General features: G+C 66.4%; 11 protein-coding genes. 3 read left to right on the forward strand and 8 right to left on the reverse strand.

Annotation, left to right across the window (positions count from 1 at the left end):
- Positions 1–8: 8 nt before the first annotated feature.
- Both BAY61_RS25945 and BAY61_RS25950 read right to left on the reverse strand, forming a co-directional pair.
- Complete coding sequence (locus tag BAY61_RS25945) at positions 9–2,180, reverse strand: 3-hydroxyacyl-CoA dehydrogenase NAD-binding domain-containing protein (RefSeq protein ID WP_091806674.1); 2,172 nt, start codon at positions 2,178–2,180, stop codon at positions 9–11.
- Positions 2,181–2,194: 14 nt separating this feature from the next.
- On the reverse strand, positions 2,195–3,406 hold the full coding sequence (locus tag BAY61_RS25950; protein WP_091806672.1) for an acetyl-CoA C-acetyltransferase: 1,212 nt from the start codon (positions 3,404–3,406) through the stop codon (positions 2,195–2,197).
- 201 nt (positions 3,407–3,607) lie between these two features.
- Between BAY61_RS25950 and BAY61_RS25955 the strand changes: the two genes are divergently transcribed.
- The 3 genes from BAY61_RS25955 to BAY61_RS25965 all read left to right on the forward strand — a co-directional run bounded on the left by BAY61_RS25955 (position 3,608) and on the right by BAY61_RS25965 (position 7,440).
- Complete coding sequence (locus BAY61_RS25955; RefSeq protein ID WP_091806670.1) at positions 3,608–4,813, forward strand: TetR/AcrR family transcriptional regulator; 1,206 nt, start codon at positions 3,608–3,610, stop codon at positions 4,811–4,813.
- Between the two features lie 104 nt (positions 4,814–4,917).
- On the forward strand, positions 4,918–6,213 hold the full coding sequence (locus BAY61_RS25960) for an acyl-CoA dehydrogenase family protein (protein ID WP_091806668.1): 1,296 nt from the start codon (positions 4,918–4,920) through the stop codon (positions 6,211–6,213).
- An 18-nt stretch (positions 6,214–6,231) separates the two neighbouring features.
- On the forward strand, positions 6,232–7,440 hold the full coding sequence (locus tag BAY61_RS25965; RefSeq protein WP_091806667.1) for an acyl-CoA dehydrogenase family protein: 1,209 nt from the start codon (positions 6,232–6,234) through the stop codon (positions 7,438–7,440).
- A gap of 92 nt (positions 7,441–7,532) precedes the next feature.
- Here the strand turns inward: BAY61_RS25965 and BAY61_RS25970 are convergent, their stop codons facing one another.
- The 6 genes from BAY61_RS25970 to BAY61_RS26000 form a co-directional block, all read right to left on the reverse strand.
- Positions 7,533–8,783 carry a tyrosine-type recombinase/integrase gene (locus tag BAY61_RS25970; protein ID WP_091806664.1) on the reverse strand — a complete coding sequence of 417 codons (1,251 nt, stop codon included), beginning with the start codon at positions 8,781–8,783 and terminating at the stop codon, positions 7,533–7,535.
- Complete coding sequence (locus BAY61_RS25975) at positions 8,783–8,968, reverse strand: helix-turn-helix domain-containing protein (protein WP_091806662.1); 186 nt, start codon at positions 8,966–8,968, stop codon at positions 8,783–8,785. The genes BAY61_RS25970 and BAY61_RS25975 overlap by 1 nt, the downstream gene beginning before the upstream one ends.
- Positions 8,969–8,986: 18 nt before the next feature.
- Entirely contained in the window at positions 8,987–10,633 is a 1,647-nt protein-coding gene (locus BAY61_RS25980) for a replication initiator (protein WP_094168525.1), read from the reverse strand.
- Positions 10,630–12,129 carry an FtsK/SpoIIIE domain-containing protein gene (locus BAY61_RS25985; RefSeq protein ID WP_245865434.1) on the reverse strand — a complete coding sequence of 500 codons (1,500 nt, stop codon included), beginning with the start codon at positions 12,127–12,129 and terminating at the stop codon, positions 10,630–10,632. The genes BAY61_RS25980 and BAY61_RS25985 overlap by 4 nt, the downstream gene beginning before the upstream one ends.
- Before the next feature lie 344 nt (positions 12,130–12,473).
- Positions 12,474–12,737, reverse strand: a complete 264-nt coding sequence (locus tag BAY61_RS33855; protein ID WP_091809497.1) for an AMED_5909 family protein — start codon at positions 12,735–12,737, stop codon at positions 12,474–12,476.
- 355 nt (positions 12,738–13,092) lie between these two features.
- Positions 13,093–13,563 (reverse strand): hypothetical protein, encoded by a 471-nt coding sequence (locus BAY61_RS26000; protein ID WP_091809430.1) that lies wholly within the window; start codon positions 13,561–13,563, stop codon positions 13,093–13,095.

Consider the following 13,563-nt stretch of genomic DNA (forward strand, 5'->3'; position numbering starts at 1 on the left):
TCAGGCGATCACTCGAAGATCTCGCCCTTCTCGGCTTTGTCCACAAGCGACTGTGGCGGCTCGAAGTGCGCGCCGTACCGCTTGGCCAGCTCGCGAGCGCGAGCGACGAATCCGGCGAGACCGCCCTCGTACTGGTTGATGTACTGGATGACGCCACCTGTCCACGGCGGGAATCCGATCCCGAAGATCGACCCGATGTTGGCGTCCTCCACCGACGTCAGCACTCCCTCGTCGAAGCACTTGACGGTTTCGAGCGCCTCGGCGAAGAGCATCCGCTCCTTGAGGTCCTCGAACGGCACCGCCGCGCTTCCCGAGTCGAACGCGTCACGAAGACCGGGCCAGATGCCGGCGCGCTTGCCGTTCTCGTCGTACTCGTAGAACCCGGCACCACCAGAGCGGCCCTTGCGGTCGAATTCGTCGATCATCCTGTCGATGACGCCCTCGGCGGGGTGGGTCGTCCACGTTCCACCAGCCGCCTCCACCGCAGCCCGCGTCTCCTGCCGGATCTTGCGCGGCAACGTCAGCGTCAGCTCGTCCATCAACTGCAACGGGGGCGCGGGGTAACCGGCCTGAGAGCCTGCCTGCTCGATGCTCGCGGGCTCGACGCCCTCGCCGACCGCGGCGACCGCCTCGTTGATGAACGTGCCGATCACCCTGCTGGTGAAGAAACCACGGCTGTCGTTGACGACGATGGGGGTCTTGCGGATCTGGAGCGTGTAGTCGAAGACCTTGGCCAATGTCGCGTCCGAGGTCTTCTCACCCCTGATGATCTCGACGAGCGGCATCTTGTCCACCGGCGAGAAGAAGTGGATGCCGATGAAGTCCTCCTGCCGCTTGACTCCCTCGGCGAGGCCGGTGATCGGCAGCGTGGAGGTGTTCGAGCCGAGAACCGCGTCGGGATTGACGATCTCCTCGATCTCCCTGAACACGGTGTGCTTGAGTTCCTGGCTCTCGAAGACGGCCTCGATCACGAAGTCGACGCCCTTGAAGTCGGCGGGGTCGGCGGTCGGCGTGATGCGATCGAGCAACGCGGCCGACTTCTCCTGCGTCGTCTTGCCGCGCTTGAGAGCCTTCTCCTCCAGCTTGGCCGCGTATCCCTTGCCCTTCTCAGCACCCTCCTGGGAGACGTCCTTCAGCACGACCTCGATACCGGCTTTCGCGCTGACGTAGGCGATGGCCGCACCCATCATTCCCGCGCCGAGCACGCCAACCTTCTTCGCGGTGAACTTCTCGGGCCCCTGCGGCCTTGAACCGCCGGAGTTGATGTGCTGGAGGTCGAAGAAGAACGCCTTCGTCATGTTCTTCGCGACCTGGCCGATCACCAGGCTGGTGAAGTAACGGGTCTCGATCAGCGAAGCGGTGTCGAAGTCGACCTGCGCTCCCTCGACGGCCGCGGCGAGGATGGCCCTCGGCGCGGGCATCGGCGCGCCCTTGAGCTGCTTGCGCAGGTTAGCCGGGAACGCGGGCAGCGTCGAGGCGAAGCTCGGGTTCGACGGCGTGCCACCGGGAATCTTGAAGCCCTTGACGTCCCACGGCTGAACGGAAGCCTCGGGATTGGCCTTGATCCACTCCTTCGCCCTCGGCACGAGTTCATCCACAGTGGACACCAGCTCGTGCACGATGCCGATTTCGGCCGCCTTGGCCGGCTTGTGCCGCTGGCCCTGCACGAGCACGTTCAGCACGGCGTTCTGGATCCCGAGCAGCCGTACGGTGCGCACGATGCCGCCGCCTCCCGGCAGCAGGCCGAGCGTGACCTCGGGCAACCCGATGACGCTGCCCTTCACGTCGGCCGCGATCCGGTGATGGCAGGCAAGCGCGATTTCGAGGCCGCCGCCGAGCGCGGCGCCGTTGATCGCCGCGACGACGGGCTTTCCGAAGGTCTCCAGCCTGCGAAGCTGTGCCTTCAGCTCGTTGCCCAGCGCGGTGACGCTTTCCGCGTCGGCCGGGGTCGCCTTGATCAGGTCGTTGAGGTCACCGCCCGCGAAGAAGGTCTTCTTCGCGGAGGTGAGGACGACGCCGGTGATCGAGTCGACCTCGGCGACGAGCCGGTCGACGGTGTGCGCCATGGACTCGCGATAGTCGGCGTTCATCGTGTTGGCCGACTGCTTGGGGTCGTCGAGTGTCAGCACGACGATGCCGTCGTCGTCCTGTTCCCAGCGGATGGTCTTGGATTCAGTCATGGTGGTAGTCGTCCTCACACGCGCTCGATGATCGTGGCGAGGCCCATGCCACCGCCGATGCACAACGTCACAAGCGCCCGCCTCGCCTGGCGCCGCTCCAGCTCGTCGACCATCGTGCCGAGGATCATGGCACCGGTCGCGCCGAGCGGGTGCCCCATCGCGATGGCGCCTCCGTTGACGTTGACCTTCTCCTCGGGCAGCTTCAGGTCCTTCATCCACTTGAGCACGACGGAGGCGAACGCCTCGTTCAGCTCGAAAAGGTCGATGTCGTCGACCGTGAGCCCGGCCTTGTCGAGCACCTTCCTCGTCGCCGGAGTCGGGCCGGTGAGCATGATCGTGGGGTCGGCACCGGTGACAGCGGTCGCCACGATGCGCGCCCTCGGGGCCAGCCCGATGGTCTTGCCGACCTCCTCGTTGCCGACGAGCACGAGCGCTGCTCCGTCGACGATGCCGGAGGAGTTGCCGCCGGTGTGCACGTGGTTGATCTTCTCGACGGAGTGGTACTTCTGGAGCGCGACGGCGTCGAAGCCGCCCATCTCGCCGATGCCTTCGAAGGAAGCCTTGAGCTGACCCAGTTTCTCGACGCTGCTGCCCGGCCTGCGGTGCTCGTCATGGTCGAGAATGGTCACGCCGTTCATGTCCTTGACCGGCACGACGGACTTGGCGAAGTAACCACCCGACCACGCCTGCTCGGCCAGCTCCTGCGAACGCACCGCGAAGCGGTCGACGTCCTCGCGGGAGAAGCCCTCGATGGTGGCGATCAAGTCGGCGCCGATGCCCTGCGGCACGAAGTAGCTGTCGTAGTTGGTCGTGACGTCGGTGAACATCGCGCCGCCGTCGGAACCCATCGGCACCCGGGACATCGACTCGACGCCGCCACCGATGATCAGGTTGTCCCAGCCTGCCCTGACCTTCTGCGCGGCCTGGTTGACCGCTTCGAGCCCCGATGCGCAGAACCGGTTGAGCTGGACGCCGGCGACCGTGTCCGGCAGCCCGCCCGCGATCGCCGCCGCCCGCGCGATGTCCGCGCCCTGGTCGCCGATGGGCGAGACGACCCCGAGCACGATGTCGTCGATCAGCGCTGGGTCGAGGTCGGCGTGACGTGCCTTGAGCTCGTCGATCAGCCCGACGACGAGGTCGATCGGTTTGGTCCCGTGCAGGGCTCCGCCCTTGTTCTTGCCACGAGGCGTGCGGATGGCCTCGTAGATGAACGCCTCTGTACTCACTCCAAGGTTCCTTCCTCGCCCAACTGAGACTGACCTCTTGCTAATCTCTACTAACATAATCCCGGTTGTGGGGCCGATGTCAACGTTGCTCCACGTCACGTCAGCCAACGCACATCAGCAGGAACAGGGCAAGAACAGACCCCCACCCAGCACGCGGCATCGGTTTCCAACGTCACGAGGTCGGCTAGAGTGAGTTCACGTATGGATGACAAGAGCGCCAGGAACAAACGCCCTCGGGACCGCAAGAGCCAGCTCGCCGCCGTCGCGTCGGAGCTGTTCCGCGCGCGCGGCTACCACGGGGTCGGCATCAACGACATCGCCGCGGAAGCCGGGATCACCGGTCCGGCACTGTACCGCCATTTCGCGGACAAGAGATCCATACTGGGACACGTATTACTGTCCGGCCTCGACGAGCTGGAACAGGCAACGGAGACCGCGCTCGTCACCGGCGACCGGCCGACTCCCGATCACATCCACACGCTGCTCGAACAACTCGCCGTCAAGTCGGTGGAGCGAAGGGAAGTCGCCGCGCTGTGGCGCTGGGAAGGCCGCCACCTCGACCCCGAAGCGCAGCGAGCCATCCGCAACCGGTCGACGGCCATGCTGGCCATGTGGACCAAGACGCTGATGCGGATGAGGCCGGATCTCGCCGCCGACGACGCCGAACTGCTGTGCTGGGCGGGACTGTCGGTGTTCGGCAGTGTCTCCGCGCACAGGACGAGCATCGCGAAGCGCCGCTTCGCCGCGCTGCTGGTCGACATCGCGCTCAGGGTCCTGCACGCACGACTGCCACCAAGGGAGACCGTCGAGGTCGGCGAAGTCGAAGCCCCACCGGCCACGCTCGGCACTCCGTCGCGCCGCGAGCAGCTGCTCACCTCGGCCGCTGAGCTGTTCCGCAAGCACGGCTTTCCCTCGGTCTCCATGGAGGACATCGGCAAGGCCGCCGGTATCGCCGGCCCGAGCGTGTACCGGCATTTCCCCAGCAAAGCGGCGTTGCTGGCCGCGATCGGAAGGCGAGCGGGCGACCGGCTCGCGATCGGCGCCGAGTACGCACTGCACCTGAGCGCCCCGGCCGACGAACGGACCGCGTTGCGCGGGCTCGCCGAGTCCTATGTGCGCACGCTCACCGGACCTCCCGACCTGCTCGTGTCCTTCTCCGTCGACAGGGTCCACATCGACGAGCGCGACCGCCCCGACCTGCTTCGCATCCAGCGCGACTACGTCGACCAGTGGGTCAGGCTGCTCACCGTCGTCCATCCCGAACTCGACGCCAAGGAAGCCAGGATCACCGTGCACGCTGCGCTGACCATCGCCAACGACCTCACGCGCACCAGGAGAGTCAGCGCGAGACCGGGCCTCACCGTCGAGCTGGCCTCCGTGCTGAACGACGTGCTCGACATCGCCTGAGCCCCCTCTGGCGACATCTCCACGAAAGCGTTAACCTACTCGCGAGTAGGTTAACGAAGGGGAGAGCTGTGGCCAGGAGAACACCACAGAGGAAGCGCGACGCGATGGGCATCGGCCTCGCGGCGCTCACCAAGCTGGCGGGCAGCAAGACCATCGAGCGCGCCGGACTGCGCGAACCTGTGCGGAACCTCGTTTCGGCCGCGACCCGCAACGGCTTCCGTGCCGTCGGTGCGGCCAACCGCCGGTTCACCGCCGCGACCCGGCTCGGCAAACCCGCGCGGCTCGGCCCCGCTCCCGACGCCGGGCTCTTCGACCTCACTCCCACCGAGGAACAGCAGCTCATCGCCGAGACGGTCACCGAGTTCGCTGCCGAGCAACTCAGACCCGCCGCGGCGGAGGCGGACACCAAACTCGCGCCGCCCGACGGCCTGCTCGGGCGGGCGACCGAACTCGGTGTGACGCTCGTGGGCATCCCGGAGGAACTCGGCGGCGTCGGCACCGAACGTTCCGTGGTCACCAACGCGCTTGTCGCCGAAGCGCTCGCGCACGGCGACCTCGGACTGGCCGTGGCCGTGCTCGCGCCGTCCGCGGTGAGCACGGCGCTCGTGCAGTGGGGCGACGAAGACCAGCAAGCCACCTACCTCCCCGCCTTCGTCGGAGAGAACGTGCCAGCCGCCGCGCTCGCGCTACAAGAACCGGTCGCGCTGTTCGATCCGTTCCGACCCGGTCTCCGCGCGAAACGCACTCCTCGCGGTTACCGGCTCGACGGCGTGAAGTCGCTTGTGCCCCGCGCGGCACAAGCCGAACTGTTCATCGTCTCCGCCGACCTCGAAGGCAGGGGACCCGCACTGTTCATCGTCGAATCGGGCAGTTCGGGGCTGACCTGCGAAGGCGAACCCGCGATGGGCCTGCGCGGCGCCGCGACGTCCCGGCTGCTGCTCGACAAGGTCGAACTGCCCGCGAGCGCGCTGCTCGGCGAGGCGAAACCGGAGGTGTTCGCCGACCTCGTCCGGCTCTCCCGCCTCGGCTGGGCCGCGCTGGCCTGCGGCACCTCGAAGGCCGTTCTCGACTACGTCATTCCCTACGTCAACGAGCGGGAGGCGTTCGGAGAACCGGTCAGCCACCGGCAGGGCGTCGCGTTCCAGGTCGCCGACATCGGGATCGAACTGGAGGGCATGCGGCTCGTCATGTTGCGGGCGGCGGCGAGAGCCGAACAGGGCAAGCCCTACGCGAGGGAGGTCGCCCTCGCTCGCAAACTGGCCGCCGACAAGGGAATGCGCATCGGCAACGCGGGAGTGCAGCTACTCGGCGGGCACGGCTTCGTCAAGGAACACCCCGTCGAACGCTGGTATCGCGACCTGCGCGCCGTCGGCGTGCTCGAAGGCATCGTGCTTGTCTGAGCACGCGGAAAGGTCACCATGATCAACCTTGAGGTCCCCAAGAAAGCAAGGACCCTCGTCAATCAGGCATACCAGGCCGCTGCCGAGGTGTTCCGCCCCATCTCCCGCAAGTACGACCGCGCCGAGCACGAGTACCCGACCGAACTCGACATGCTCGCCTCGCTGCTCGACGGGCTGAACACCTCTGGCGAAGGCGGTGCGGGCGCGGCCGGAATCCGCCGCAAGGACGGCGAGAAGGACACCGGCAACCGCAACGGCGGAAACCTCACCACCGTGCTCGGCGCCATCGAGATGTGCTGGGGTGACGTCGCGTTGCTGCTGTCCATGCCGAGGCAGGGACTCGGCAACGCGGCCATCGCCTCCGTCGCCAACGACGAACAGTTGCGGCGGTTCGCGGGAACGTGGGCCGCCATGGCCATCACCGAACCCGGTTGCGGCTCCGACTCGGCGGCGATCACGGCGACCGCGACGCGAGACGGCGACTCGTACGTGATCAACGGTGAGAAGATCTTCGTCACCGCGGGCGAGCGCGCCGACGCCGTCGTCGTGTGGGCGACCCTCGACAAGGCCAAGGGAAGGGCAGCGATCAAGTCCTTCGTCGTCGAGAAGGGAACGCCGGGATTCGAGGTGGTGCGACTCGAACACAAGCTCGGCATCCGGGCCTCCGACACGGCGGTGCTGCGCTTCGACAATTGCAGGGTGCCCGCGGAGAATCTGCTCGGCTCGCCGGACATCGAAACCCAGAAGGGTTTCGCGGGGGTGATGCAGACTTTCGACAACACCCGCCCGCTCGTGGCCGCGATGGCGATCGGCGTGGCGCGCGCCGCGCTTGAGGAGACCGAGCGGCTGCTCGCCGAAGCCGGAGTCACGGTCGACTACGACCGGCCTGCCAACACGCAGCACGCCGCGGCGGCCGCCTACCTCGCGCTGGAGGCCGACTACGAGGCCGCGTACCTGCTGACGCTCGAATCAGCGTGGATGGCGGACAACCGCAAGCCGAACTCGTTGCAAGCATCGATGGCGAAGGCCAAGGCGGGCCGCTCGGTTGTCGACATCACGCTGCGGTGCGTCGAACTGGCCGGCACGCTCGGCTATACGGAGGAGTTGCTGCTGGAGAAGTGGAGCCGGGACGCGAAGATCCTGGACATCTTCGAAGGCACGCAACAAATCCAGCAACTCATCGTGGCCCGCAGGCTGCTGGGGAAGACCTCGGCGGAGCTGAAATAGCTTGTATGGCAAGGAAAACCGCCCGTCCACTGTGTATCGCAGTGGACGGGCGGTTTCCGTTTCCCGGGGCGCCGGAAGACCGGATTTCATGATCAGGCCGCCTGTAGGCCGTCATCCGGCTCAGGCCGTCCGAACACCCCGTCGATGGCGACGCGGGCGCGCTCGTGGCTCGACGGCACGAGATGCGTGTAGGTCCGCAGGGTGAACCCGGGGTCGGCGTGCCCGAGGTAGTCGGCCAGCTCCTTGATGGACACTCCCTGTGACAGCAGCACCGACGCGTAGAAGTGCCGCAGCGCGTGCATCCCGTCCGCCCGATTGCGGTACTGCACCCCGGCCGCCCGGAACGCGCCCCGCCACACGACCTTGGCGAACAGGTCACCGGGGTAAAGCCGCCCCTGCTCACCGGTGATCAGCAGCCGAACGGTGACCGGTTCCCCTTCCGGCTCCCGCCACGGCAACGTGACCGCGACAGCCGGGTACCGCTCCTCGTGGTCGCGGATCTCGGCGAGGACACTTGTCGACACGGGCGCGATCCGGGTCTTGCCTCCCTTCGGTGGCGCGAACACCAACGTCCGGTCGATGACCCGGATCTGTCGTTGGATGTGCACGGTCATGTCGTCCTCATCGACGTCATCCGGCGAGAAACCCAGAATCTCCCCTTGCCGAAGACCGAGCCCCGCACCGAGCGGCACGGTCACCGAGTAACGGCCCTCCAGACCGCCGCGCACGGTGCTCACGCGTTCTTCCGGCCACACCACGACTTTCGGACTCCGGCCGACCGGACGACGCACTGTCTTGGCCCGGCACGGGTTGTCCCGGATGAGCTTGTCCTCCACGGCGGAGTCCAGGACGCCGGACAGCGCCGTGAACAACACGAGTTTGTAGTTCTCGCTGAACTTCCGGCTGTCGAGGTAGCCCAGCCACTCGCGCACCGTGGACGGCTTGATGACCCCGATGCGGAGCTCACCGAAGCGTGGGTAGATCTGGCTTTCCAACCTACTGCGCAAGACGGCCCGCGTGGCGGCATCCGGCGACTGGCCCAGCAACCAGTTCTCGGCGACCTGCCGGAACTTCTTCCGCGCCGCCTGCGGGTCGACGTACTTGCCCTCCCGCTTGTCCGACTCCATCTCGATCAGGAAGTCCTCGGCCCGCGTCTTTTGCTTGTCCGGGAAGGACTTCGACCGTTCCTCACCGTCCGGGTCGAGGTAGCGCACCTTGTACCGCTTGCCCGTGCCGTACAACTCGGTGCGCTCCATGACCGGCCTGTTCCGCCCGTTGAGGCGAATCTTGCCCGTCTCCGGGTCGCGAGCTGGCCGGTACCAGCGGTCTTGGATGTGTCCCATCAGGCCGCCTCCGCCGGTTCATCCGCCCAGGCGCGCACCTTGGCGGGGTTGTAGCGGAGGTGGCGGCCGATCTTGCTGACGGGTGGTCCTTCTCCGCGCCATTTCCATTGGTAGAGGGTTTTGACCGGTACGCCGAGGTAGTCGGAGACGTCCTCGATGGTCCACAAAGGTTCGATTGCTCTCAAGTAGTTTCCCCTGGTGGTTCAGGCTGCGAGTGGAGTTGCCGAAGTTTGGGGGTGTTGGCCTGGTGGTGGTTGTGCGGCGAGTAGGGCTCGGTCGTATTCGGCGCGCCAGGTGATGCGTTCGGCGATGGCCCGCATGAGCAGATGCGCCCTCGGCGGCACCTGCTGGTCACCGGGCGCGACCTTGCGCCAGATCAGCCGGGAGGTGTCGCGTTCGGGTTTCTCGATGCCGACTGAGGCGAGCATGTCCCGCACGAAGCGTTTGCGGTCGGCTTTGTGATCAGCCAGCGACTTCCCCGACCACTTCCGCGACACCAGCACCCGCCGTCCGGGCAGCCCAAGCGTGGAACGCCGATGCGCCCGCCCCTTGCACCGTCCCGGGGTGGTTTTCGCATTGGCACCCAAGGGTTGGATGCCGTAGAGCAGCCACACCGCACACCGAGGCGAACACGGCGTGATCGACAGTTCCGCGTGCAACCGGTCGTGGTGATCCCGCTGCCTGATGCTCGTGGCCTCGACGACCTCACCAGTCGACTTGGTGAGGTACTTGGTCAGATAGCCGATGTGCCGTCCGGCTTCTTCGGTGTCGCCGAGGATGCCCTTGGAGTGCACCTGCCGCCCGAAGCGCACCACATGCGCCGGTTCCTCCACCTCCTCGACGGCCTGATACCACCCGGTCAGGGGCCGCCCTGTGTCTGGGTCCACAAAGGAGCCTGTGCGGAAGTCCCACACGGGTATCTGGTCACCGTCATAAACCAGCCGATCATGGTTGGGCCACCAGACCTGGTGATAGGTGGCCGCCGTGACCAGCCGGATGACCTCGTGCGAAATCGCCCCACGGATGGCGGTGTGCAGGTGGGGTGCTGCGCGTTTCTGGGGTTCGACGGTGGCGAAGTACTGCACATCCCAGCCCACGACGCGGCGCAGGTTCTGCCACCACCGATCCACCAACGACGAGAAATGCACCGCATCCCGCGCCGCCCGCCGATAGTCATAGCTACCCGAATCCACCGGAGTGCCGTCCTCACGCACCCGGCCGTAGGTGTCACAGGTCAGCGTGACAAACATCGAGGGCCGGAACCTGCCCGCGAACTCCCGCCCGACCGTGGTCTTGGCGACCTTCCTTGTCGGCAAGTCGGGAGCGTCCTGCCGCCGCTTCGTGGAGCGCTTCGTGGGCTGCTTGGCCGGAAGCTCCGGTGAGGGCAGACGGCCGCGCATCCCGAGGGCGCGCAATTCATCGTCAACACCCCGAATCTCCTCCCGTAGCTCCTCGGCATCGCATTCGGCGCCGTCGCCGAGTGCCTGCTGGTAGGCACGGACGAGGTCGGCGCGGAACTCCATCAACTCCGTCTGCGCCTGGCTGGGCGATTCCGCGGTGAAGTCCGGTTCCTCGGTCAGGTGCCAGCCTTCGCGGCATTGGGTTTGCCGCAACGCTTTCGCCTTCTTCGCACACGGCAGGCACACGGATTCGACCGTCGAGCCACACGGTACGGCGACGTAGCGCAGTTCGCCGGTGTCCGGATCACCCACCTCCATCGTGAACGGCCGCACACACACCCCGTGCTTCTCCGCCGTCGCCTTGATGACATCCGCCGACAGCGGTTGCCGCATCCTCTGCGCACGAGTTTGTCCCGCAACATCAGCGGGGAACGAAGCGACCTCGGTCATGCCGCAGCACCCCCGCTCTGCATCCCGTCCTGTGTTGCAGGGAAGGGCAGGACGTCAGCACGGTGGACCGGTATCCCGGTCACATACGTCACCAGCTCATCCAAGTTGCTGTCGGTGACATGGAAAGCCCGCGCCCGAAACGGTTCCCGCCGACCGTCTTCCTTCGCCCACCCCACGCCAGGGGTGTGTTCGGAAATCTCGTGCGCGGTGGCGCCCCGCTCCCGGACACCATCCCCAAGAACCATGTCCACCTGTGCCTTCTCATCGCAGCGCATCGCGATCCGGGTGGAGAACAGATGCCGGAACGACACAACCTCCTTACGCGGATCCTGAAGTAGCCCGAGGACGCAGACACCGGGCGCGCGGCCCTGACTGGTGATCGTTTGCACGGCCCGATTGGCGCGCTCGCGGAGGTTCTTGTCGGTTTGGTAGGCGATCACATCCGCCAACTCATCCACCACGAGGAGAATGAACGGGTCCCCCGTCTCCGGGGTCCACGCCCGCAACCTGCCCCGATATCGCGACGCGCGTTCCTTCACCGTGGCCGCGATCTCCTCCAACAACGCCACGGCATCCGGGCCGTTGTCGAACACCACCCGGCCAAACACCTCCGGCGCCTGACCCAGTTCCATACCACCCTTCGGGTCAATCCCCGCAAGCCGCACCCTGCCTGAGCGGATCAGCGGGACCAAAGCCCACACGATCGACCACAACAACGAACCCTTACCCGCACCCGACACCCCCACCGTCAGTACGTGGGTGCCCAACAGCCGCAGCCGCCACGGCTTACCCGTCTCCGTTTGCCCGACCGTCACGCGCTTGAGATCCACACTGGCCGCATCGTCGGCAAGCCCGGGCGCGGGAACCGGCCGCACGAGCGGATCACGATGCACCAAATCCAATTCCAGCCGACCCGGTTTCAACACCCGCACCCGACACGAGCGGGCCTTGAACGCATGCGCGAGGCCGGAGGCGTGTAGCTCCCACTGCTCCGGAGCCTGCCCCTTCACCATCCGCACCCGAACCCGGTCCCGCCAACCCTCAGCACGAACCCGACCAAGCTTCGGCCGGTATTCCTTGCCACGACTGGTCTTCACCAAATCCGACAGCCGCATCACCATCCGCCACTGACACCCATACACCGACAACCGCCGAAACTCCGTACGCGGCTGCGGGACCACGAACCGACCAAACGACAAGGGATGCCGCCACCGCCACAACCCCAGCACCACAACCACGGCCAGCAACGTGAAAGCCAGCACCCACCAACCAGCAGCCGCCTGAACCCAACCCACCAGCACCGCCACCGCGACCGTCAGCGGATACCGCACCACCACCCGACCAAGCTGGAACAACAGCCAGCACACGAGCCAGGTGAGCACGACGGGCGAGATGATGACCTTGACCCAGCGCGGAAGGAGAGTCCACCACGGCAGCCGAGGCCGCGCGATCTCCAGCGGTGCCGGGTCGACCCACCGCGAACCGTGAACGCTCATCGAGCCCCACCCCGCCCCCTGGTCGGGACGTCGAGGGGAAGTCGACCAGCGCAGGCCGCGCACTCCTTGTCTCCAACAGCAAGCCGGGCGAACCGCTTGCATGATTCGCATCGCATCCGGGTGACCCGGGTTGACACCGATCCCTGATCGTTGTCTATCGTTACCAATGTCTACTCCGTCTGGTGTGGACAGCGCAGAAGCGGCAAGGTTGGTAGCCAGGTTCCGCTTCTGCGCCTTACGTTTCAAAGTTCCGTTGCCAGGACGTGCTTCATCGCCACACGACCCGGCGTGCGTTAAATGTCTAAAATAGACTTCGTCGTTGACCTTTTCGATTTCTTGGTCTACTACCGTTGCGTCAACTCCTCCGCTTTCCGCCGCTCACGCTCTGCCCAATACAGCGCCTCGTGGTGGTGGCCTCGGTCGGTCTCCGCGACCGCCGCGTACACCGCCGCACTGCGCCGGTAGAACTCTTGCCGAGCCGCAGACGAAGCACCCTCACTGGGAACCAGCGCACCAAGCGCCTCGTGCGCCTGCCTTAACGTGCGCGCCTGCTTCGCCAGTCGCCACCCTTTCTGACTCAACGATTCACCACCGTTACTCCTGCCCATTACGCTCACCCGCGTCGACGAGTGCCAGCCCGCTGAGGTGGACGCATCGATGCCATTCCGCACGAACGAGCGGAACGGGCCTGCCAGTCCTGCGCCTGTTCTTCGAACGCCTGCGCCGCCGACTCCAACGCCGCCAACATCCACCAGGACAGCTCCGCATGACCAGCGAGCCCGCGCCAGGCCACCGCGACGGCCCAGGAAGCCGAGGCCATCTCCTGAGCCGTCGCCGCGTCCACCTCACGAGTCCGAGCCGCCAGGTCCGAAGCCGCGCCATAACGCCGGTACGCCTCTTCCCAAGCCCGGACCAACTTCTTCGCCACCATCACGACGCCTCCAGTCAGGCGCTACCGCGCGCTCACGCGGCCTTGACGGTGGACTCGCCCGCCGAAGCGGACGACTTCCCGGACTGAGCCGATCGACCACCACCGGAAGTGGCGCTCTTGAAGCTGGTCGCCCGGAACACATAGGACTGGTACTTGAACTCGCCGTTCCCTGCCACGCGCGGTTCTGCGGTCAGCCCGGCCAGTTCGATCGGCCGCATACCCGGCAGCGCCTCCGACGTCGTCGGCACCGGCTGCACATCAGCCAGCAACGTGACCTCGTAGGACGCCCGCTTGGCGTTCGGCTCGGTCGGGTCGGTGACCGTGACCTTCCACTGCCGCTTTCCGGTCAGCTCATCGATGCGCTGCCGAGTGGGCTTGCCCATCGCACGGTCCTCGCGCGACTGGTACTCGTTGTCCGGCGACACCTCACCGACCATCACCAGCCCCTGCGGAAACGCGTCATCGAACTCGATCGGGAATCGGTACCCCTTGGGGATAGCCAT

Origin of the sequence: Prauserella marina, from assembly GCF_002240355.1 — a bacterium.
Taxonomy (GTDB): domain Bacteria; phylum Actinomycetota; class Actinomycetes; order Mycobacteriales; family Pseudonocardiaceae; genus Prauserella_A; species Prauserella_A marina.

What these genes read in the sequence shown, in the direction of transcription:
- BAY61_RS25945 (WP_091806674.1), bottom strand. Translation starts at nt 2,180, where the DNA reads ATGACTGAATCCAAGACCATCCGCTGGGAACAGGACGACGACGGCATC.
- BAY61_RS25955 (WP_091806670.1), top strand. Translation starts at nt 3,608, where the DNA reads ATGGATGACAAGAGCGCCAGGAACAAACGCCCTCGGGACCGCAAGAGC.
- BAY61_RS25960 (WP_091806668.1), top strand. Translation starts at nt 4,918, where the DNA reads ATGGGCATCGGCCTCGCGGCGCTCACCAAGCTGGCGGGCAGCAAGACC.
- BAY61_RS25965 (WP_091806667.1), top strand. Translation starts at nt 6,232, where the DNA reads ATGATCAACCTTGAGGTCCCCAAGAAAGCAAGGACCCTCGTCAATCAG.
- BAY61_RS25970 (WP_091806664.1), bottom strand. Translation starts at nt 8,783, where the DNA reads ATGGGACACATCCAAGACCGCTGGTACCGGCCAGCTCGCGACCCGGAG.
- BAY61_RS25980 (WP_094168525.1), bottom strand. Translation starts at nt 10,633, where the DNA reads ATGACCGAGGTCGCTTCGTTCCCCGCTGATGTTGCGGGACAAACTCGT.
- BAY61_RS25985 (WP_245865434.1), bottom strand. Translation starts at nt 12,129, where the DNA reads ATGAGCGTTCACGGTTCGCGGTGGGTCGACCCGGCACCGCTGGAGATC.
- BAY61_RS33855 (WP_091809497.1), bottom strand. Translation starts at nt 12,737, where the DNA reads ATGGGCAGGAGTAACGGTGGTGAATCGTTGAGTCAGAAAGGGTGGCGA.
- BAY61_RS26000 (WP_091809430.1), bottom strand. Translation starts at nt 13,563, where the DNA reads ATGGCTATCCCCAAGGGGTACCGATTCCCGATCGAGTTCGATGACGCG.